We start from the raw sequence: 20,291 nt of genomic DNA, 5'->3' as shown, positions 1-20,291 counted from the left end.
ATGAGCGTCGTCGCTCTCGACATCGACCGGCTTTCCCGGGACGGCCCGCACGGTCAACCCTTGACCGAGCCGAGCATGATCCCGGAGACGAAGTACCTCTGGATGAACGGGTAGAAACAGATGATGGGCAGCACGGTGAGCAGCATCGTCACCGACTGGATGTTGGCCCCGATCTGGACGGCGTCCTGACTCGGGTCGACCGCGGGACCGGCGGCGGCGATCATGTTGCGCAGGTAGACCGTCACCGGGAAGAGCTCACGCTGGTCGAGATAGAGGAACGCGCTGAACCACGAGTTCCACATCCCGACGGCGTAGAAGAGCGTCATCGTGGCGAGCACGGCCTTCGAGAGCGGGAGCACCACCCGGAGGAAGATCCCGTAGGTGGTCAGGCCGTCGATCGCCGCGGCCTCCTCGAGGTCGGCGGGGAAGTTCTCGAAGAAGGACTTCATCACCAGCAGGTTGAACACCGAGATCGCGGTCGGCACGACGATCGCCCACATCGTGTTCCGCATCCCGAGCACGTTCGCGACCAGGATGTAGTTGGGGATGAGCCCGCCGCTGAAGAACATCGTGAAGACGGCGACCCAGATGAAGAACGTCCGCCCCTTGAGGTGCGGCTTGCTGATGGCGTACGCGAACGTCGAGGTCAGCACCATCGAGATGAAGGTCCCGACGACCGTGTAGAGCACCGTGTTGCGGTAGTTGAGCCAGAACATCTGGTCGCCCATGACGTACCGGAACGTGTCGATGTTGAACCCGCGTGGCCAGAGGTTGACCTCTCCGGCGGCGATGAAGCCCTCGGACGAGAAGGCCTTGGCGACGAGGTTGACGAACGGGTAGAGGGTCACCGCGCAGACGCTCAGCAGGATGATGACGTTCGCGACACGGAACGCCCGGTAGCCCCGGGTGTCCTTGACCGTCGTCGGCTCGCTGCGGACGGCGGCGAGATCGGGGGTGGACGTGTTGATCACCACAGCGAGGCTCCAACCATGCGGCGCGAGGCGTAGTTCGCGGAGAAGACGAGGACGAGCCCGATGAGCGCCTCGAAGAGGCCGATCGCCGTGCCGTAGGAGAACTGGGCCGACTGGATGCCCACCCGGTACAGATAGGTGGAGATGACGTCCGCGGTGGAGTAGATGAGCGGGTTCTGCAGCAGCAGCACCTTCTCGAAGCCGACCGCCATGAACGAACCGATGTTGAGGATGAGCAGGACCATCATCGTGGGGCGGATACCGGGCAGCGTGATGTGCCACGTCTGCTTCCATCGGTTGGCGCCGTCGATGCGAGACGCCTCGTAGAGCTGGTCGTCGATCGTGGTCAGCGCCGCGAGGTAGAGGATCGTCCCCCACCCCACCGTCTGCCAGACCTCGGAGCTGACGTAGATCGTGCGGAACCACTCGGGTTGCTGCATGAAGGCGACCGCGTCGCCGCCGAACGCGCCGATGATCTGGTTGACGGTCCCCGTCACCGCGGTGAGCTGGAGCACCAGCCCGGCGACGATGACGATCGACATGAAGTGCGGCAGGTAGGAGATCGTCTGGATGATCTTCTTGAAGCGGCGCGAGCGCAGCTCGTTGAGCAGCAGCGCGAGCACGATCGGCAGCGGGAAGCAGATCAGCAGGGTGAGCAGGCCGAGGATGACCGTGTTCCAGAAGACCTGCCAGAACTGCTGGTTGTGGATGAACATCTCGAAGTAGTAGAAGCCCACCCACTCGTCCCCGAGGACGCTGCCACCGGGCCGGAACCGCCGGAAGGCGATGACGTTGCCCAGCATCGGTGCGTACTTGAAGACGGCGAAGAAGAGCAGCGGCAGCACGACGAACGAGTACAGCCGCCAGTCCTTGCGGATCGCCGCGGCCCACGTCTGCTGTCCCGGCCTCCGGGGACGTGTGCGCCGACGCCCCGCCCCACGACCACGCCCGCCGGTGCCGGCGAGCGAGGCGTCGGTCGCACTCACCTCCACGGGCGCGGTGACCACCGTGCCTGTTCCTCGTGCCATGCGCGCTCCTGGTCCGTCACGTCGTCGTGCTTCGGCGCGGCAGCGATGCCGCGAACGAAAGTTTCGTCATAGAAAACGTTTCCGCAATCGGGAGACTAGGGCGTAGATCACATCCGGTCAAGCGCTGCCTCCATCACGGTCCTGTCTCGATCTCGGCTGGCGAATCGGGGCCGAGCGGGTGAGAACGATGCCATGACAACGTTTTCGCCGTCCCACCTGGAGTACTGTGTGGCCGAAAGTTGCGAGCGACTGCGACACACCCCGAACGACGGAAGACCGGATGACCCAGGGCACTACCTCACCGTCCCCGCCGGGCACACCCTCGCCCGCGAGGTCCGGACCACCACCGACGATCGCGCAGGTTGCGCGGGAGATCGGGGTGTCCGTCCCGACCGTCTCGAAGGTGCTCAACGGGCGGGCCGACGTCGCACCGGCCACTCGACGACGAGTCGAGGAGGCGCTGGAACGGCACCAGTACCGGCGACGGCGCCCCGGTGCCCCGCCCGACGGCGCCGGACTGGTCGACCTGGTCTTCCACCAGCTCGGCTCGACCTGGTCCATGGAGATCATCCGCGGCGTCGAGCGCGCTGCTGCCGCGGCCCGCACCAGCGTGATCCTCTCCGAGCTGGGAGGCGAGCACCGCCCACCGCGCACCTGGCTCGAGACGACTCTCGCCCGTCCACCGGTCGGTGTCCTGCTCGTCGCCTCCCAGCTCACCGAGACTCAGCAGAGACGCCTGGTGAGCCGCGCGATCCCGTTCGTCGTCATCGACACCGACGGCGACACACCGGCCGACGTGCCCACCGTGGGATCGGACAACTGGAACGGCGGCCTGGCAGCCACCCGGCACCTCGTCGAGCTCGGCCACCGGCGGATCGCCGCGATCGGCGGCCCCTCGGACATGCTGTGCAGCCGCGCCCGGCTCGACGGCTACCGCAGCGCGCTGGAGACCGCCGGGATCGACGTCGACCCCGGCCTCGTGGACGCGGGCAACTTCTACGTGGAGGCGGGCTATGCGGCCACCCGACGGCTCCTCGACCGTGCCGACCGCCCGACGGCCATCTTCGCCGGGTCGGACATGCAGGCGATGGGCGTGCTGCGGGCCGCGCAGGAGCTCGGGCTGCGCGTCCCGGCGGACCTGTCCGTGGTCGGCTACGACGACCTGCCGATCGCCCGCTGGACCTCACCGGCGCTCACCACGGTCCGTCAGCCGCTGACCGAGATGGCGTCGGCCGCGACTCGCATCGTCCTCGACCTCGCCGCCGGCGTCCGCCCGGAGGTCACGAGGGTCAACCTCGCCACGGAGCTGATCGTCCGCGAGTCCACCGCCCCGCCGCCCTGACCGCTCCCGCCGCCGCCCGCGCGCCCCTCGTCGTGGGTGGCGGGGTGGGTCAGCGCTGGACCCGGGCGCTGCCCCCGGAGGCGAGCTTGGCGACCTCGGCGAGGGTCGCCGTCGTCGTGTCGCCCGGGGTCGTCATCGCCAGCGCGCCGTGCGCGGCGCCGTACTCGACCGCCTCGGCCAGCGAGCCGAGCTCCATGAGGCCGTAGGCCAGGCCCGAGGCGAAGGAGTCGCCGCCGCCGACGCGGTCGAAGATCTCCAGGTCCGCGCGGTGGGTCGCCTCGACGAAGCCCTCGGCGCGCGACCACGCGATGGCGCCCCAGTCGTTCACCGACGCGCTCTTGACGCCGCGCAGCGTCGTGGCGATCACCTGGAAGTTCGGGTACGCCTCGGCCGCCGTGCCGATCATCGCCCGGAAGGCCCCCGTGTCCAGGTCCGTCAGGTCCTCGGAGACCCCCTCGACCTCGAACCCGAGAGAGGCGGTGAAGTCCTCCTCGTTGCCGATCATCACGTCGACGTGGTGGGCGAGCCGGCGGTTGACCTCGCGCGCCCGCTCCACGCCGCCGATGCCCTTCCACAGCGAGGGCCGGTAGTTGAGGTCGTAGGACACCACCGTGCCGTGCCGTCGCGCGGCGGACATCGCGGCCTCGGCCACGTCCGCGGCGGACTCGGACAGCGCGGCGAAGATGCCGCCCGTGTGCAGCCACCGCACCCCGGAGCCGAACAGCGCGTCCCAGTCGACGTCGTCGGGCCGCATCTGCGAGATCGCGGTGTGCCCTCGGTCGCTGGCCCCGATGGCCCCGCGTACCCCGAAGCCGCGCTCGGTGAAGTTCAGGCCGTTGCGGACCTCGCGGCCGATGCCGTCGAAGTCGCGCCACTGCACCCAGGACGTGTCGAGACCGCCGGTGAGCATGCAGTCCTCGACGAGGCGTCCGACCTCGTTGTCCGCGAGCGCCGTGACGATCGCGCCGCGCAGCCCGAAGCACCGCCGCAGCCCGCGGGCGACGTTGTACTCGCCGCCGCCCTCCCAGACGTCGAAGCTCCGCGTGGTGCGGATGCGTCGGTCGCCCGGGTCGAGGCGCAGCATGACCTCGCCGAGGGCGACGGCGTCGTAGCGGCACTCGGCGGCGGGGCGGGTGGTGATGGACGGGTTGCTCATGAGTTCTCCTTCACGAGGTCGACGGCCTCGGTGGTCAGTCGGGTGATCTCGGCCCAGTCGCCGGCGTCGACGAGGCTCTTGGCGACCATCCAGGAGCCGCCGACGGCCAGGACCGGCTTCAGCGCCAGGTACTCGCCGAGGTTGGTGGCGCTCACGCCACCGGTCGGGACGAACCGGAGGTCGGGGAAGGGTGCGGCGAACGCCTTGAGCGCTGCCGGTCCGCCGACGACGGAGGCCGGGAAGAGCTTGACGGTCTCGACGCCGAGGTCGAGCGCGGCCATGATCTCGGTCGGGGTGGCGACGCCGGGCAGCACGGGGACCCCGTGGTGCTGGGCGCGCTCGACGACGTGGCGCGACAGGCCGGGCGAGACGATGTAGCGCGCCCCGGCGTCGACGACGGCGTCGACCTGGGTCGCGTGGGTGACGGTCCCCGCGCCCACGACGACGTCCGGGCGGTCGCGGGCGACGGCGCGGATCGCCTCGAGGCCGCCGGCGGTCCGCAGGGTGATCTCGGCGACCGGGAGCCCGCCGTCCGCGAGCGCCTCGGCGAGACGGACGCCCTGGTCCGCGCCGTCGACCACGACGACGGGGACGAGCCGGTGCTTCTTCAGGGACGCCAGGGTGTCGGCGGGTGACATCTGCTCTCCGTTTCGCTATGGTGAACGTCTGTTGTTCACTGCGAAACACTCTACCGGACGGCCGCCATGGAACCCAGCCCTCTCGGCAGCGTCGACAAGGCGCTGCTCACCCTCGACGCACTCGGCCGCGCCGGCGCCGACGGGACCTCCCTCGCGGCCCTCTCCACGGAGGTCGGTGCCAACAAGTCCACGCTGCACCGCACGCTGGCGGCCCTGCGCCACCGGGGCTACGCCGAGCAGTCCGCCGACGGCACCTACCGCCTCGGCCCGGCCGTGCTCGGCCTCGCCAGCGCGTTCCTCGCCGAGGAGAACCTGCCCGCCCTGCTGCGGCCCGCCCTCGACGCTCTCAGCGCCGAGGTCGACGAGCTCGTCCATCTCGGCGTCCTCGCCGGCCAGGAGGTCGTCTACCTGGAGAAGGTCGAGCCGCGACGGGCGGTGCGCGTCTGGTCCGCCGTCGGACGACGGCGCCCCGCGGCCACGACCGCGCTGGGACGTGCGCTGCTCGCCGCCGGGCCGCTCTCTGCCGGGCCGCTCTCTGCCGGGCCCGACGGCGGCACACCCGAGACCGAGGCCGCGCTCGCCGCGTACACCGCACCCGGGACCACCACCGACCGGCTCCGGGCGGCGGTGGACGAGGCTCGACGGACCGGCGTCGCCACCGAGACCGAGGAGAACGAACCCGGCATCGCCTGCGCCGCCGTCGCCGTGCTCCGGGCCGGTCGGCCGCTCGCCGCGGTCTCGATCACGGCGCCCGTCGAGCGCATGACCGGCCCCGCGCGCGACGCGCGGATCTCGGCCCTGCGCGAGCTCCTGCCCACGGTGCTGCCCGCCGGCCTCGCCGTGCCGCCGGCGCCGTAGCGGAGGCTCACTCTTCAGGTCGTGACGTGCGAGGTTCCACGACGTCGCCCACTCTTGCCGCAACGCCGGCTCACGCATCAGCACGCGAAGGCTGAGGTTCCACAGCGTCGCACGCAGCCGGAGGCCCCGCCGTCGGGCACCATGGCTGCCATGACCACCCCGCGATCCCGCAACCCGCTCGACCTGCTCTTCATCGGCGGCTCCGGCATCATCAGCGCCGCATCCGTCACCCGCGCCGTGGCCCTCGGCCACCGCGTCACCGTCCTCAACCGCGGCCGTTCGGCCACCCGCCCCCTGCCCGACGAGGTCGAGACCCTCGTCGCGGACGTCGCCGACGACGCCGCGGTCGACGCCGCGCTGGCCGGTCGCGACTTCGACGTCGTCGCCCAGTTCCGCGCCTTCTCCCCCGACCACGTGGCCCGCGACGTCGAGAGGTTCACGGGGCGCACCGGCCAGTACGTGTTCATCTCGAGCGCGTCGGCCTACCAGACCCCGCCCTCGCGCCTGCCGGTCACCGAGTCGACCCCGCTGCGCAACCCGTACTGGCAGTACTCCCGCGACAAGATCACCGGCGAGGACCTCCTCGTCCGCGCCCACCGCGAGGACGCCTTCCCGGCCACGATCGTGCGCCCCAGCCACACCTACGACCGCACCCTGATCCCCACCACCGGGCAGTGGACCGACGTCGCCCGGATGCGCGCCGGCCGGCCCGTCGTCGTGCACGGCGACGGCACGAGCCTGTGGACGCTGACGCACACCGAGGACTTCGCCGTCGGGTTCGTCGGCCTGCTCGGCCACCCCCTGGCCGTCGGCGACACGTTCCAGATCATGGGCACCCACGCACCGACCTGGGACCAGGTCTACACCTGGCTCGGTGCGGCAGCGGGCGTGCCCGACCCGGAGATCGTGCACGTGGCGTCGGAGACGATCGCCCGCGTGCTGCCCGACGACGGCGACGGCCTGCTCGGCGACAAGGCGCACTCGATGCTCTTCGACTGCGCCAAGCTGCAGGCGCTCGTACCGGAGTTCAGGACCACCATCACCTACGACCAGGGTGCTCACGAGCAGATCGCGTGGTACGACGCGCACCCGGAGGCGCAGGCGGTCGACGAGACGCGAGACCGGGCCTTCGACCGGCTCGTGGAGCACGCCCGGTCGGTCTGAGACTGCCGGCCCGCGCGCGTAACCTGGCGCGGTGAACTCTCCCCTCGTCCTGCTCGACCTCGACGGCACGCTCATGGACTCGGCGCCAGGCATCACCGCGTCGGCGGCGCACGCCTACCGCGCCCTCGACCTCGAGGTGCCCGACGCCGCCACGCTGCGCTCCTTCGTCGGCCCGCCGATCACCGACTCGTTCCCCGCGCACGGCGTGCCGCCGGGACGGGTCGGTGAGGCGCTGGCCGCCTACCGGGCGGCGTTCACCGCCGGGGGCATGTTCGACAACGCCGTGTTCGACGGCGTCCCCGCGGCCCTGCGGGAGCTGCGCGAGGCCGGGTGCACCCTCGCCGTCGCGACGTCCAAGCCCGAGGTCTACGCCCGGCCGATCTGCGAGCGGTTCGGCCTCACCGAGCTGCTCGACGGCGTGTTCGGTGCCCCGCTGGACGAGGCGACCTCGACCAAGGCCGACGTGATCGCGAAGGCCCTCGCCGCGCTCGGGCGCACGTCCCCGGCGACACCGGCCGACGGCCCGGTCCTCATGGTCGGCGACCGGGAGCACGACGTGCACGGCGCCGCGGAGCACGGCATCGACTGCCTGGGCGTGACGTGGGGCTACGCCGCCCCAGGAGAGCTGGCGGCAGCGGGCGCCGTCGGGCTCCTCGACGACGTCGCAGGGCTCGCGGGCGCGGTGCTCACCCGGCTGGGGGCCTCCGCGGGGCGTCTCGCGTGAGCGGCACGCTGCTCGAGACCAAGGTGGCGAACGCCCTCGTGCGCGACGCCGCCCCCAGCGTCCCCTGGTGGCGGCTCGGCCCGGTGCTGTGGATGATCCGCCGGGGCTACGGCGGCCTCTGGGTCGGCGGACGCGTCACGCTGACGACCACCACGCTGGCGTTCGCACCCAACGCCCTCAACCGGTCGGTGCACTCCGGCCCGCTGGACGCCGCGGTCGAGCTGGCCGAGGTGACCCGCGTGACCTACCGGTGGGGCGTGCTGACCGGGATCGTCACCGCGCACACCGACGACAGCGCCCTGTCGGTGCGCTGCTGGAACGCCCACGGGTTCGCCGGCCGGCTGCGGGCCGCCGTCGCAGCGGCCACGCGGCAGTAGCGGAGGCCGTGGCCTGACGACGAAGGCCCCGGACCCTGTGAGGAGGGTCCGGGGCCTTCGTCGTCACGCAGCAGGCGGGCTACATCGCACTACTCAGCGCCGGCCTGCATCTGACCCGTCGGCGGCAGGTCCTTCACCGAGACGCCGGTCGGCGCGTCGAGCGCCGCGGCGGCGCCCACCGAGACGGGCCCCCGGTCGTGCTCGGACTTCGGCACCCCGCGGAAGGTGAACTCCCCGAGGATCCCCTCGCCCTCGCCGTCGACGAGGACCATCTGGCCGGCCTTGAGCTCGCCGAACAGGATCTTCTCGGACAGCGCGTCCTCGATCTCCCGCTGGATGGCCCGCTTGAGCGGCCGCGCACCGAGGACCGGGTCGTACCCCTTCTCCGCCAGCAGCTTCTTGGCCGCCGGGGTGAGGTCGATGCCCATGTCCTTGTCGCGCAGACGCTTGTCCAGCTTGGCGACCTCGAGGTCGACGATCTCGATGATCTCCTGCTCGGACAGCTGCGGGAACACGATCGTGTCGTCCACACGGTTGAGGAACTCCGGCCGGAAGTGCTGCTTGAGCTCCTCGTTGACCTTCGCCCGCATGCGCTGGTAGTCCGTCGCCAGGTCGCCACCGGCGTTGAAGCCGGTCTGGACGCCCTTGGCGATGTCCCGCGTGCCGAGGTTCGTCGTCATGATGATGACGGTGTTCTTGAAGTCGACCACGCGACCCTGGGAGTCGGTGAGACGACCGTCCTCGAGCACCTGCAGCAGCGAGTTGAAGATGTCCGCGTGGGCCTTCTCCACCTCGTCGAACAGCACGACGGAGAACGGACGGCGGCGCACCTTCTCGGTGAGCTGTCCACCCTCGTCGTACCCGACGTAGCCGGGGGGCGAGCCGAACAGCCGCGAGACCGTGTGCTTCTCCGAGAACTCGGACATGTCGAGCTGGATGAGCGCGTCCTCGTCACCGAACAGGAACTCGGCGAGCGCCTTGGCGAGCTCGGTCTTCCCGACGCCGGTGGGCCCGGCGAAGATGAACGAACCACCGGGGCGCTTCGGGTCCTTCAGACCCGCACGCGTGCGCCGGATCGCCTGGGACAGCGCCTTGATGGCGACGTCCTGGCCGACGACCCGCTTGTGCAGCTCGTCCTCCATGTGCAGGAGCTTGCTCGACTCCTCCTCGGTGAGCTTGACGACCGGGATGCCGGTCGACATCGCCAGCACCTCGGCGACGAGCTCCTCGTCGACCTCCGCGACGGTGTCGAGGTCGCCCGACTTCCAGGCCTTCTCCTTCTCGGCGCGCTGCTGCGAGAGCTGCTTCTCGGTGTCGCGCAGCCCGGCGGCCTTCTCGAAGTCCTGGTCGTCGATCGCCGACTCCTTGTCGCGGCGGGCGTCGGCGATCTGCTCGTCGAGCTCCTTGAGCTCAGGCGGGGCCGTCATCCGACGGATGCGCAGGCGCGCGCCCGCCTCGTCGATGAGGTCGATCGCCTTGTCCGGCAGGTACCGGTCGTTGATGTACCGGTCGGCGAGCTGGGCGGCCGAGACGAGGGCGGCGTCCGTGATGGACACCCGGTGGTGCGCCTCGTACCGGTCGCGCAGACCCTTGAGGATCTCGATCGCGTGCTCGAGGGACGGCTCGTTGACCTGGATCGGCTGGAAGCGGCGCTCCAGGGCCGGGTCCTTCTCCACGTGCTTGCGGTACTCGTCGAGCGTCGTGGCACCGATCGTCTGCAGCTCGCCGCGCGCCAGCATCGGCTTGAGGATGCTGGCGGCGTCGATCGCGCCCTCGGCGGCCCCGGCCCCGACGAGGGTGTGGATCTCGTCGATGAACAGGATGATGTCGCCGCGGGTGCGGATCTCCTTGAGCACCTTCTTGAGGCGCTCCTCGAAGTCACCGCGGTAGCGCGAGCCGGCCACGAGCGCCCCGAGGTCCAGCGTGTAGAGCTGCTTGTCCTTGAGCGTCTCGGGCACGTCGCCGCGCACGATGTCCTGCGCCAGGCCCTCGACGACGGCGGTCTTGCCGACGCCGGGCTCGCCGATGAGGACGGGGTTGTTCTTGGTGCGGCGCGACAGCACCTGCATGACCCGCTCGACCTCGAGCTTGCGGCCGATCACCGGGTCGAGCTTGCCCTCGCGGGCCGCCTGCGTCAGGTTGCGACCGAACTGGTCCAGCACCGCGGACCCGGAGGGCTGCCCCTCCTGCGGGCCGCCGGCAGCCACGGGCTCCTTGCCCTGGTAGCCGCTGAGCAGCTGGATGACCTGCTGGCGCACCTTGTTCAGGTCAGCGCCCATCTTGGTGAGCACCTGGGCTGCGACGCCCTCACCCTCGCGGATGAGGCCGAGCAGGATGTGCTCGGTGCCGATGTAGTTGTGGCCCAGCTGCAGCGCCTCGCGCAGCGACAGCTCCAGCACCTTCTTGGCGCGCGGGGTGAACGGGATGTGCCCGCTCGGGGCCTGCTGGCCCTCACCGATGATCTCGGTGACCTGCGCGCGCACGCCGTCGAGCGAGATGCCCAACGACTCCAGCGCCTTCGCCGCCACGCCCTCACCCTCGTGGATGAGGCCGAGCAGGATGTGCTCGGTGCCGATGTAGTTGTGGTTGAGCATCCTCGCTTCTTCCTGCGCGAGGACGACCACCCGACGGGCTCGGTCCGTAAATCTCTCGAACATGTGCTGCTCCCTCACGAGCGGCGTTTCCCTGCACCCCGTCGGATCGACGGCGACAGCCTGACCGCTACGACTCTATTCGCTCCGAACACCCCGACCCCCCTCCAGATGCCCGTGTTCGCCAGGGGCGTGACGGCGCGCCCCGTTGCCGATCGCGCCCGGGCAGGGAGATGGTGGGACCAGCAGGGGTCGCGCGATCGGGGGAGGTCCACCATGGACGACGTCGGGCACGAGGCAGGGCAGGGCAGGTCCGATGCGGTGGACGTGCGCCTGGCGCGGTTCTCCGGCGTCGTCGGCGAGGTCGTGGACCCGCTGACCTGGGGCCTCGATCTCGAGGACGAGGCGCTCACCGGGTACGACGACGAGGCCGACCCGACGTCGGACCGTTTCGTCCGGTCGTACCGCACCTTCGCCCGCGAGTCCTTCGAGGTGGAGACGCTGCGCACGTCCGTGGCGCCGGACGCCGTGGAGGACGTGGTGCGCGCGGCGGCGAGCGGGGCGCTCGCCGCCCCGCTGCACGCCGACATCTCGGCACCGGTCGAGCCGGACGGGGAGTCGACGTCGCACGGGACGACCGACTTCGCCGACGACTTCGCGGACTACCGCAGCGCGATGCGCGCGATCGTGACCGAGGTCGATGCCGTTCCCCTGGAGACGGCGGAGCTCACCGTGGACGGCACCGCACGGCCGGCGACCCGGGTCCGGGTCCGGGACCTCACGGCGGTGCACGTCTCGCTCGAGGGTCGAGGGCTGGTCGTGTCCGGGCCGACCGACCTGGTGGAGCGGGTCGACGTCGTCACCCGCCCGATCCGCTCCCTGCTCGGCACACCCCGGCGTCGCTGACGGCCCGCCCTGCCGGTGTGCGCCGGCAGACCTACGCTGACCCCATGGAAGGCATCGTGGTGGGCGTCAACGGGACGACGGAGGCCGACGAGGCCCTGGACTGGGCAGTGGCGGAGGCCTCGTCGGGCGGGCACCCACTGACGATCGTCCGGGTCGCCCCGGCCGTGGACGAGGCGGATCTGACGGGCGTCCTGGAGGAGGTCCGGGCGGAGACCGCCGCCATCCTGGACCGGGCACGAGAGCGGCACGACCGGTTCGACGCCGAGTACGCCGTGCTGCCCGGCCCGGTGCCGGAGGCGCTGCTCGCGGCGAGCGCGACGGCCCAGATGCTGGTGCTCGGCCGACGACGGCGGGCCCGGATCGGGCGACGGATCCTCGGATCGGTCTCCGCGGCCGTCGTGGAGCACGCGCGCGTCCCGGTGACCGTGGTGCGCCGCACGGACGACCGCGGCGAGCCCGCCGCAGGGGGGTCGCACGCCCCCGCGCCCCCGCCGTCGGGCACGCCGCGGGTCGTGGTGGGGGTGGACACGTCCGCGCCGTCGGTGACGGCGCTGCGGCACGCGGCCGAGGTCGCCGACCGGACCGGGGCCGTGCTGGAGGCCGTCTTCGCCTGGCAGATCACCACCCTGGCGCCGCTGCCCGGTTCCTGGGGCTGGGCTCCCCCCATCAGCGACTACGAGCACTTCGCCCGCGAGTGCCTGGACGCTGCGGTCACCGCGGCGGGTGTGGACCTGGCGCCGGACCGGCTCCGTCGCCACGTGGTGCACGGGCAGGCCGCCAAGGTTCTCATCGAGGCCTCGGTGGGCGCCGACCGGCTCGTGGTCGGCGCCCGCGGGCTGGGTGGCTTCGACCGCCTGCTGCTGGGGTCGACCAGCCGTCAGGTGCTGGACTTCGCCGGGTGCCCGGTCACGGTGCTGCACGCGTGAGGTCGCCCGCGCCGGGTGCCACGCGCCCACGGTCGTCCCGCATGAGGACGCTCGCGACCGCGGTGACCGCCACGACGACGACACCCATGATCAGGTACGTGCTGCCGAACCCGATCGCGTCGTAGGAGAGCCCGAACACCCAGGAGAAGACGACGATGCCGATCTGCTTGGCCGTGTTGAACCCGATCATGTAGGCGGTCGCCGAGATCCGGACGTCGAACATCCGGGTGATGTACTTCCACACCGAGACGAGCATGAGCGGCATCTCGAGGGCGGCGAGCAGGCGCCACACGACGAGGAGCTCGGTGGAGGTGAACAGCGCCGAGCCGACGACGCGGACCACCAGGACGACGGCGAAGAGCTGCAGGCCGCGCTTCGCGCCGATCTTGTTGATCACGAACGGCATCGCCACCATCACGATCGCCTCGAGCAGGATCTGGACGAAGACCACCCGCGAGAAGAACACCTGCGGGTCGCCGACTCCGTCGAACAGGTTGCCGAAGTAGATGGCGTACTGCTGGTCGAACACGTCGTACAGCGCGACGGTGCCGAACATGAGCACCATGAACCCCACGAAGGAGCGGTCGCGGAACAGCCGCAGGACGGTCTCCTTGGTCACCCGGGGGCGATCCTCGTCGCCGGTGCGGTCCTCGGCCGAGGCTCCGTCGTCGCCGGCGGCGGCGTTGCCCTTCTCCCCCGGCCTCGGCGTCCGGACGACGAAGAGCAGGACGCCCAGCACGACGGCGGAGAAGGTGCCGACCCACCACACGTTGTCGGGGTTCGCGGCCCAGATGAAGCCGCCGACCAGCGAGGCCGTGGCTCCGGCGACGGAGCCGAAGAGCCGTACGTGCCCGTACTCGAACCGGTTCGCGCGCGAGGTGCGCTCGTTGAACGCCTCGACGACGCCGACACCGGAGTTGAGCACCAGGGACAGGTAGATGCCGCCGACCACCGCGCCGAGGACCTGGTTGAGCTCGACGATCGGCACGAACACGAAGGCGAAGAACGGTCCCATGAAGGCACCGACCACCACGACGAACGCGAAGAGATTCTTACGGAAGCCGAGGCGGTCCTGGATGAACCCGTAGAACGGCTGCAGGCACAGCGCCGTCAGGGCCATGACCGAGTTGAGCAGGCCGATGTTCCCGCTGGTCATGCCCGCCTGGTCCTCGAGCCAGGGGCCCAGGAAGGTGAAGACGAGCTGCCAGATGGCGAAGTAGAAGAAGAACAGCCCGCCGATGTTCCAGAAGGCCGGCTTCCGCAGCGAGTCGCGGGCGCGCGGCGTCACGGCGCCCGTCGGCGCTGAGGGCGGGTGGTGGGGTTCGTGCTGGACCGTCATCGGCGTTCCCTCCGGGCTGCTGGGGCACGGGCGGCAACGACCTCACGGTGCCCGTGCCCCGCCACGGTAAACGATGTATAGGTGCCCCAGGCACCCATCAAACCTCAGCCCAGCACTCTGACCAGCACCGACGTCACCGTGTGAGAAACGCCATGCTGCCGCCGTCGGGGGCGAGCACCTCGGTGGAGTCGGGGACAGGGCGGGCGTCCGGCACCGGCGTGCCCCACACCGGGTCGCCGTCCGCGTCGAAGGGCAGCACCTGGGCCCGGGCGTGCCGGTTCGGGTCCCACAGCGGGTCACCGACGATCTCGGTGTAGGTGCGCGCGTGGTAGACGAGGACCGTCTCGCCGTCGTCGGTCTGGGTGAACGAGTTGTGGCCCGGGCCGTACTGCCCGACGGACGGGTCCGACACGAACACCGGGTCGGCGCTCTTGGTCCAGGACGTCGGGTCCAGCAGGTCGGCGCCGGCGTCGGCCGTGAGCAGGCCCATCGCATAGTCGATGCCGGTCGCCGCGCCCGAGTAGGTCAGGAAGACCTGACCGTCCCGGATCAGCACCGACGGCCCCTCGTTGACCCAGAACCCCTTGGTCTCCCAGTCGAACTCGGGTCGCGTCAGCTCGACGGCGGGCGTGGCGAGCGTCCACGGGTTCGCCATGCGGGCGATGTACAGGTTCGAGTGGCCGTAGACCTCGAGGTCCTCCTGCGCCCACACCAGGTACTGCTGACCCTCGTGCACGAAGCTCGTCGCGTCGAGCGCGAAGCTCTCCCAGCCGGTGTCGACCTGGCCGCGGTCGACCCACTCGCCGGTCAGCGGGTCCTCGGCGGTGCACTCCAGGACGAAGACGCGGTGGTTGAACGTCTCGTTGGCACTGGGGGCGTCGGCCCGGCCCTGGTCGTCGGGGGCCGCGGCGTAGTACACGTACCAGGCGTCGTCGACCCGGTGGATCTCGGGCGCCCAGATGAGGTGCGACTGCGGGCCGGACTCGTGGCGGGTCCAGATCGTCACCTCCTCGGCTGCTTGCAGGTCCTCGAGGCGTTCGGCGCGCCGCAGCACCACCCGGTCGTACGCCGGGTACGAACCGGTGAAGTAGTACTGCCCGTCGTGCCGCAGCACGTGAGGGTCGGCGCGCTGGAGCACGATCGGGTTGCTGATGACCTGGTCCGTCATGGTGTCCTCGGTTTGCGTGTACAACGATGTAGAAGATCAGAGGTTACCCCCTGCGCGAGACTGGGTCCATGCCCACCCCCTCACACCCCGCACCCGCCGGGCTCCTGCTCACCCCCGGTGCCGGGGCCGACCGGGACCACCACGCGCTGCGCGCCGTCGCCGGCCACGTCTCCACGACGACGGCGCTGACCGTCGAGCGCATCGACTTCCCGTACCGGCTCGCCGGCCGACGCATGCCGGACCGGCCGGCGGTGGCGATCCCCCACCTGAGCGACCAGGCGGAACAGCTCGCCGCACGCCTCGGCGTCGGGACCGACCGGATCCTGCTCGGCGGCCGTTCCTACGGCGGGCGCATGTGCTCCATGGCGGTGGCCGAAGGTCTTCCGGCTGCCGGGCTCGTGCTCCTCAGCTACCCCCTCCACCCGCCCGGCAAGCCCGAGAAGCTGCGGGTCGAGCACTTCGGGGACCTCGACGTCCCCGTCCTGTTCGTCTCCGGCGACCGGGACCCCTTCGGCAGTCCCGCCGAGCTCGCCGAGCACAGCGCCGCCATCCCCGGACCCGTCACGACCATCACGCTTCCGGGCGCTCATGACCTGCGGAACCAGGACGCCGCCGTCGCCGCCGCGGTCGCCGACTGGTGCGCCTCCCTCTGAACGGAACCCGCGACCGACGCCGCCGAGCCGTCCTCTACGATGTGGTTCGCCCCGCCGGATCCCCGGCTCCCAGCGTCGGAAGGTCACGCGTGCGCGTCGCCCACGTTGCGGTCCGTGCCCTGCTCGGCGCTGCCCTCGGGGCGATCCTGGTCACGGCGACACAGGCACCGGCGACCGCCGACGACGACCTGACCGTCACCACCGACGGCGTGTCCTTCGACGGCCGGCAGGTCGAGCGCGAGGGCCGGCACCAGCAGGTCGGCTACTCGATCCGCAGCGCCGAGGGGTGGCGCTACGCCTGGCTGACCGAGCCGCTCCGTGGGAGCAGCGGCTACGTCGCCTTCAGCAGCGCAACGGCCGAGATGCCGGACGGGTACTGCGTCACCTACGTCCGCGTGCCCGGTGTCGGTGAGTGGCACGAGTCCTCCGGGAACCGACGCTGCACCGAGCCGGCCGCAGCCCCGACGACGGCGGCGCCCAGCGCGGAACCCAGCACCTCGCCCAGCGCGCGGCCCTCGAAGGCCGCCGCCACACCCGAGCCCTCCGCCGAGCCGAGCGACGAGCCCGAGGAACCGACCGACGAGCCGGAGGCGGCAGCCTCCAGCCCCGGACCGTCGGCGAGCCCGGACCCGAGCCCTTCGCCGTCACCGACGCCGACCCCCACCGCGAGCCCGTCGCCGACACCGTCCCCGACGCCCTCACCGTCGCACTCCGCCGTCGCTGCGGCCGAGGCGATGCGCGCCGAGCAGTTCGAGGCGCTCAGGCGCAGCTTCCGCAACGATCTCCCGGTGATCGACGAGCAGCTCGCCGCCTCACGGAGCGACCGCGTGTCCGACGGCGAGCTGTGGGCCGCGAGCGGCCTCGGCCTGGCCGTCGTCGGCCTGACCGCCGGCGGGATCGTCGTCTGGCGCACGCGTCGCGGACCGGAGTAGGCGGGCCCGACCGCCTCAGCGACCGCCGGCAGGACGGTCCGGGTACTCCGCGGGACGCTTTCCCAGCTCGATCGCGATCTCCCGCCGCGAGGCCAGCACCTCAGCACGTTCCTCGTCGCGCTGACGCAGCGCGTCCTGCTGGTCGGCCGCCGACAGGTGGTCCCAGTAGAGCGTGCCGTCCAGGTGCTGCGCCTCGTGCACGAAGCATCGCGCCAGGAACCCGACGGCCTCGAGCTGGACCGGGCCGCCGTGCTGGTCCACCCCCCGGACCGACGCCGCGCCGCGACGCGCCAGCGGCACGTACGCCCCCGGGACGGACAGGCAGCCCTCCTCCTCGGTGATCAGGTCGGCGCTGGTGTCGATCTCGAGCTCCGGGTTGACGACATGACCCACGTGCCGGTCGCCGCGCTCGTCGGTGAGGTCGTAGACGAAGACCCGCAGGTCGACACCGATCTGCGGGGCGGCCAGCCCGACTCCCTGCGCCACCTCCATCGTGGTGAACAGGTCCTCCACGAGCCGCGCCAGCTCCGGCGTCGACAACTCCTCGACCTTCCGGGCCGGCGTGTGCAGCACCGGCTCCCCGATCTCGGTGATCCGCTGCACCCTGCCACGGCGACCCTCGGGCACCTGGGCCGGGTACGGGTCGACCGCCTCACCGAGCAGATACGTGGTGGGACGCCGCCGACCGAAGCTCCAAGCCATGCCCACGAGGGTACCGGCGCGCGAGACGCCCCCGCGGCCGGACGGACCGCGGATGCGTGAAGACCCGCAGCGTGCCTACGGTCGTGGGGCCCACCACCGCCAGCGCGAGGGAGGACACGATGACCCACCGGACCGATGACCAGGCCCACGAGAACACCGCGCCGGACCGCGACGACCTGCCGCTGCCGGACTACGACCACCTCCCCGTGGGGACGCTCGCCCACCGGGTGCGCCAGCTCGACGCCGACGGGCTGGAGAAGGTGATCGCCTACGAACGGGCGCACGGCCGCCGTGTTCCCGTCCTGACCGTCCTCGAGCAACGCCTCGAAGAGCTGCGTGCCGGCGCCGAGCCCTCGGGCGGCGACCCCGACGCCGGGTCCGCGCCCGACGGGACCCGCCGAGGCGGCAAGGCGACCCCGCAGACCGCCGCCGAACCCTCCCCGCCGGAGCGGTACCAGCGCACGAGCTCGCACCCGCGCGGCTGACGACGTGGTCCATACCCGCCACTGCGGCATCGCTGCCAGGAGCGGTCAAGTTGCGCTCGCCCCAGTGGGTCTGGATCCGTGTGCGGCTCGCTCCTTGGCTCTCGCAGCACGGGCCTTGCGGCTGTGATCTGACTCGAGGTCAGCGAACCACCCAAGAAATGACAGCGGCAGGGCGATGGCCGCGAACATGACGGCTAGGAACGCCAGCAGGCCGCCGTAGCAAGCGCGCCACATCACCACTGCTGGCCACCTCAACACACGCACCACTTCGGACTCCCTCCTATGGGCGAGGAGGTAAAGGATCCCTGCCGCGAAAAGTCCCCCGATCAGTGACAGGAGGATCGCAAAGCTGGCCTGCGCCCAACGGGCCAGCATGGGAGTGATGTCACCGTGCTGCGCGGCGACGGCCAGCAACACCCAGACCGTCGCGGCCGCTGGCGACCCAATGAGGCGAAGACACGACTCGGTGAATACGTTGCTGTCCGCGTGAAGGTTACGAAGCAACGGCACGAAAATCATGAACGTGAACAGAAGGGAGGTAGCGACCAGCAACACCTCATGCACGCCCGGGGCTCGCGCAGCGACGAACGGCGGTGCGGTTTCTGTCAGCCACTCAGAGAGCGACGACAACCCGAACCCGTGGGCTACCACTGCGAGTGAGTCAGTAGGGCGCGAGCCGGTCGTGACCGCGATCACTACAAGAAATGCTGCGATGCTCGCTACGACGCCATAGACCAAGTCTCGACTCTCGCTCCAGTTCTTGAGCGTCTCCGGGATCGACCTCATCGCATCCAGCATCCGTCCTCCTGTCGCCTAGTGGGCCTGTCGGGCGGAGGATCTCACCTGCCACCGACGTAGCAGGTAGGCCCGCGCGGGCATGATGGGCCGCACGGCGACGAGCGCGGCCGGACCGCCATCCCACCTGGCTGAACCGGGTTCGACTTCGGGAAGCCTCACTCGGGCGGAAGCAGCACGAACCGCGAGTTCACCCGTAGAAGCACTACCGCCGTCATGGGGCACCTCCCTAGCATTCCGAGCATGAGCTTCACGGTCGAAGTGCCTGCACCCGCGGGGCTCTCGGCCGCCGCGGCAACCTACATCCCAACCGCCCTGGTGAACACTGCAGCTGTGCTGGCCGCCGGGCAGCTTGTACTCGCCTCTGAGGTCGGCCTCTATGGAATCCAGTGGCCAGAATCCGACCGCCGAACCGGATCTGGACAACTGCCACTAGGCACCTCGCCCGAGCTGGATGTTGTCGCGTCCAGGTTGGCCAGCCGCGAGCGGGCGGCACTTGAGTACGGTGCCGCATCCGGGTTGGACGAGGCTCGACTCTCCTTGCTTCTGCAGGAGGCGAACGCCGCTCCTCGCGCAATCCCGGTCAGCTGGCTGGTCGCCGCAGCGGCCCAGAACGTACTAGCAGTGCGGACGATCCACTACGGAAGCGCCATCTCGATCAAGTTGGAGAGCGGCCCACTTGCCGAAACCTTGCGCGCGATGATGCGGGCGATCGTCGATCCCGGGCGCTGGTGGTGGGCGAACCGGTCGGAGCATGAAGCCCGACGTGCCGAGAACGAAGCGCGCGTAGCCGAAGCGAACGCCACCGTTGAGGAAGCAAGGCTTCGTGCCGAGCGTGCGGCATACCAGCGGCGCACCCTCGAAGGCGCCGTCACCCGCCGCCCGGACCATGAGCAGGTTCGAGCCATTCTCGAGCGAGCGTTCGCCCTGACGGGCGGCGCGGACGAGATGGTCAACCGCCTCTCAGTGACTATGGCATCCTCCCCGGAAGTCGCACGGGATGTCAGTGCTGCACTGGCGATAGATGCTCAGGTGCTTGAAGACGATCCGACCTCTGAAGATGAGGTGTGGTTCGTGACGCCGTAGCCGCGGCCGGGCGCCCTGTCACGGCTCTCAACGGCGGCCCTCGTGGCGGCGCACTCCTGCTCGATCTGCTCCTCGAGCCTGACTCGTTCGATCCTCCACAACCGCTCCGGGCTGGCTTGGATCGCGGGCAGGTCTCGGTTCGTCAGAATCGTGCCAACGTGCGCCAGCGTGACGGCGTGCTCGTGCGTGACTCGCTTGCTGGCGAGGCGCAGCGCCAGATCGAGGCTGACGCGAGTTGGCCGGACACTTGGCCGGATTGAACCTCACGCGGCGCCAACCCGGGAGGGAAATGCGAAGGCCCGGAACCGTTGAGGTTCCGGGCCTGACGCCTGGTGAGCCGCCTGTCGGAATCGAACCGACGACCTGTTCATTACGAGTGAACCGCTCTACCGACTGAGCTAAGGCGGCGTGCCCGAGCGCGACCGAGGCAGGACCTCGATCAGCGGGCGC

20 protein-coding genes and 1 tRNA gene are annotated in these 20,291 nt (G+C 70.7%); 11 read left to right on the top strand and 10 right to left on the bottom strand.

Translation table 11 applies throughout. The annotated features are described in order from the left end of the window. Positions 1 to 53: 53 nt before the first annotated feature. Both HDG69_RS02795 and HDG69_RS02790 read right to left on the bottom strand, forming a co-directional pair. On the bottom strand, positions 54 to 971 hold the full coding sequence (locus HDG69_RS02795) for a carbohydrate ABC transporter permease (protein ID WP_425484006.1): 918 nt from the start codon (positions 969 to 971) through the stop codon (positions 54 to 56). Further along, positions 968 to 1,999 carry an ABC transporter permease gene (locus HDG69_RS02790; RefSeq protein ID WP_171782241.1) on the bottom strand — a complete coding sequence of 344 codons (1,032 nt, stop codon included), beginning with the start codon at positions 1,997 to 1,999 and terminating at the stop codon, positions 968 to 970. The genes HDG69_RS02795 and HDG69_RS02790 overlap by 4 nt, the downstream gene beginning before the upstream one ends. 280 nt (positions 2,000 to 2,279) lie before the next feature. Here HDG69_RS02790 and HDG69_RS02785 point away from each other — a divergent pair, with 280 nt between their 5' ends. Further along, the gene (locus HDG69_RS02785) at positions 2,280 to 3,341 is read left to right on the top strand and encodes a LacI family DNA-binding transcriptional regulator (protein ID WP_171782240.1); all 1,062 of its coding nucleotides are present in this window, start codon (positions 2,280 to 2,282) and stop codon (positions 3,339 to 3,341) included. Between the two features lie 49 nt (positions 3,342 to 3,390). On the opposite strand, the gene HDG69_RS02780 is transcribed toward HDG69_RS02785, so the two are convergent. Then, positions 3,391 to 4,497: a sugar kinase gene (locus HDG69_RS02780; protein ID WP_171782239.1), complete on the bottom strand. Its 1,107-nt coding sequence runs from the start codon at positions 4,495 to 4,497 to the stop codon at positions 3,391 to 3,393. After that, complete coding sequence (locus tag HDG69_RS02775; RefSeq protein WP_171782238.1) at positions 4,494 to 5,135, bottom strand: bifunctional 4-hydroxy-2-oxoglutarate aldolase/2-dehydro-3-deoxy-phosphogluconate aldolase; 642 nt, start codon at positions 5,133 to 5,135, stop codon at positions 4,494 to 4,496. The genes HDG69_RS02780 and HDG69_RS02775 overlap by 4 nt, the downstream gene beginning before the upstream one ends. Positions 5,136 to 5,201: 66 nt before the next feature. Here HDG69_RS02775 and HDG69_RS02770 point away from each other — a divergent pair, with 66 nt between their 5' ends. From HDG69_RS02770 to HDG69_RS02755, 4 genes are all read left to right on the top strand, one after another. Beyond that, positions 5,202 to 5,993 carry an IclR family transcriptional regulator gene (locus HDG69_RS02770; RefSeq protein ID WP_171782237.1) on the top strand — a complete coding sequence of 264 codons (792 nt, stop codon included), beginning with the start codon at positions 5,202 to 5,204 and terminating at the stop codon, positions 5,991 to 5,993. Positions 5,994 to 6,143: 150 nt separating this feature from the next. Then, complete coding sequence (locus HDG69_RS02765; protein WP_425484005.1) at positions 6,144 to 7,157, top strand: NAD-dependent epimerase/dehydratase family protein; 1,014 nt, start codon at positions 6,144 to 6,146, stop codon at positions 7,155 to 7,157. 31 nt (positions 7,158 to 7,188) lie between these two features. After that, on the top strand, positions 7,189 to 7,881 hold the full coding sequence (locus tag HDG69_RS02760; protein ID WP_171782235.1) for an HAD hydrolase-like protein: 693 nt from the start codon (positions 7,189 to 7,191) through the stop codon (positions 7,879 to 7,881). Continuing rightward, complete coding sequence (locus HDG69_RS02755; protein ID WP_171782234.1) at positions 7,878 to 8,258, top strand: hypothetical protein; 381 nt, start codon at positions 7,878 to 7,880, stop codon at positions 8,256 to 8,258. Before HDG69_RS02760 ends, HDG69_RS02755 begins: the two co-directional genes overlap by 4 nt. 89 nt (positions 8,259 to 8,347) lie before the next feature. Here HDG69_RS02755 and HDG69_RS02750 read toward each other — a convergent pair whose 3' ends face one another. Next, positions 8,348 to 10,915, bottom strand: a complete 2,568-nt coding sequence (locus HDG69_RS02750) for an ATP-dependent Clp protease ATP-binding subunit (protein WP_171782233.1) — start codon at positions 10,913 to 10,915, stop codon at positions 8,348 to 8,350. A gap of 210 nt (positions 10,916 to 11,125) precedes the next feature. Here HDG69_RS02750 and HDG69_RS02745 point away from each other — a divergent pair, with 210 nt between their 5' ends. Together HDG69_RS02745 and HDG69_RS02740 are read left to right on the top strand one after the other, a co-directional pair. After that, entirely contained in the window at positions 11,126 to 11,755 is a 630-nt protein-coding gene (locus tag HDG69_RS02745; RefSeq protein ID WP_171782232.1) for a hypothetical protein, read from the top strand. A gap of 44 nt (positions 11,756 to 11,799) precedes the next feature. Then, positions 11,800 to 12,681, top strand: coding sequence for a universal stress protein (locus tag HDG69_RS02740; protein WP_171782231.1), 882 nt, complete (start codon positions 11,800 to 11,802; stop codon positions 12,679 to 12,681). On the opposite strand, the gene HDG69_RS02735 is transcribed toward HDG69_RS02740, so the two are convergent. Both HDG69_RS02735 and HDG69_RS02730 read right to left on the bottom strand, forming a co-directional pair. Beyond that, on the bottom strand, positions 12,662 to 14,020 hold the full coding sequence (locus tag HDG69_RS02735) for an oligosaccharide MFS transporter (protein ID WP_171782230.1): 1,359 nt from the start codon (positions 14,018 to 14,020) through the stop codon (positions 12,662 to 12,664). The two genes, HDG69_RS02740 and HDG69_RS02735, sit on opposite strands and share 20 nt — an antisense overlap. 133 nt (positions 14,021 to 14,153) lie before the next feature. After that, positions 14,154 to 15,188, bottom strand: coding sequence for a glycoside hydrolase family 43 protein (locus HDG69_RS02730; RefSeq protein ID WP_171782229.1), 1,035 nt, complete (start codon positions 15,186 to 15,188; stop codon positions 14,154 to 14,156). Positions 15,189 to 15,256: 68 nt separating this feature from the next. On the opposite strand from HDG69_RS02730, the gene HDG69_RS02725 reads away from it, so the two are divergent. Next, positions 15,257 to 15,841: an alpha/beta hydrolase family protein gene (locus tag HDG69_RS02725; RefSeq protein ID WP_171782228.1), complete on the top strand. Its 585-nt coding sequence runs from the start codon at positions 15,257 to 15,259 to the stop codon at positions 15,839 to 15,841. Positions 15,842 to 15,930: 89 nt separating this feature from the next. Next, positions 15,931 to 16,773 (top strand): hypothetical protein, encoded by an 843-nt coding sequence (locus tag HDG69_RS18640; protein WP_216645138.1) that lies wholly within the window; start codon positions 15,931 to 15,933, stop codon positions 16,771 to 16,773. A gap of 15 nt (positions 16,774 to 16,788) precedes the next feature. Here the strand turns inward: HDG69_RS18640 and def are convergent, their stop codons facing one another. Next, on the bottom strand, positions 16,789 to 17,475 hold the full coding sequence (def, locus tag HDG69_RS02715) for a peptide deformylase (RefSeq protein ID WP_171782227.1): 687 nt from the start codon (positions 17,473 to 17,475) through the stop codon (positions 16,789 to 16,791). A 119-nt stretch (positions 17,476 to 17,594) separates the two neighbouring features. Between def and HDG69_RS02710 the strand changes: the two genes are divergently transcribed. Then, positions 17,595 to 17,960: a DUF8129 domain-containing protein gene (locus HDG69_RS02710; protein WP_171782226.1), complete on the top strand. Its 366-nt coding sequence runs from the start codon at positions 17,595 to 17,597 to the stop codon at positions 17,958 to 17,960. A 45-nt stretch (positions 17,961 to 18,005) separates the two neighbouring features. Here HDG69_RS02710 and HDG69_RS02705 read toward each other — a convergent pair whose 3' ends face one another. Further along, on the bottom strand, positions 18,006 to 18,758 hold the full coding sequence (locus tag HDG69_RS02705; RefSeq protein ID WP_171782225.1) for a hypothetical protein: 753 nt from the start codon (positions 18,756 to 18,758) through the stop codon (positions 18,006 to 18,008). Positions 18,759 to 18,998: 240 nt separating this feature from the next. Between HDG69_RS02705 and HDG69_RS02700 the strand changes: the two genes are divergently transcribed. Further along, positions 18,999 to 19,841: a hypothetical protein gene (locus tag HDG69_RS02700; protein ID WP_171782224.1), complete on the top strand. Its 843-nt coding sequence runs from the start codon at positions 18,999 to 19,001 to the stop codon at positions 19,839 to 19,841. A gap of 335 nt (positions 19,842 to 20,176) precedes the next feature. Here the strand turns inward: HDG69_RS02700 and HDG69_RS02695 are convergent. After that, positions 20,177 to 20,249 (bottom strand) — tRNA-Thr (locus tag HDG69_RS02695). Positions 20,250 to 20,291 lie beyond the last annotated feature (42 nt).

The organism is Isoptericola halotolerans (assembly GCF_013149785.1).
GTDB lineage: Bacteria > Actinomycetota > Actinomycetes > Actinomycetales > Cellulomonadaceae > Isoptericola > Isoptericola halotolerans.
Note: the sequence above shows the minus strand (reverse complement) of the source record. Positions and strands in the feature narration are given on the sequence as shown.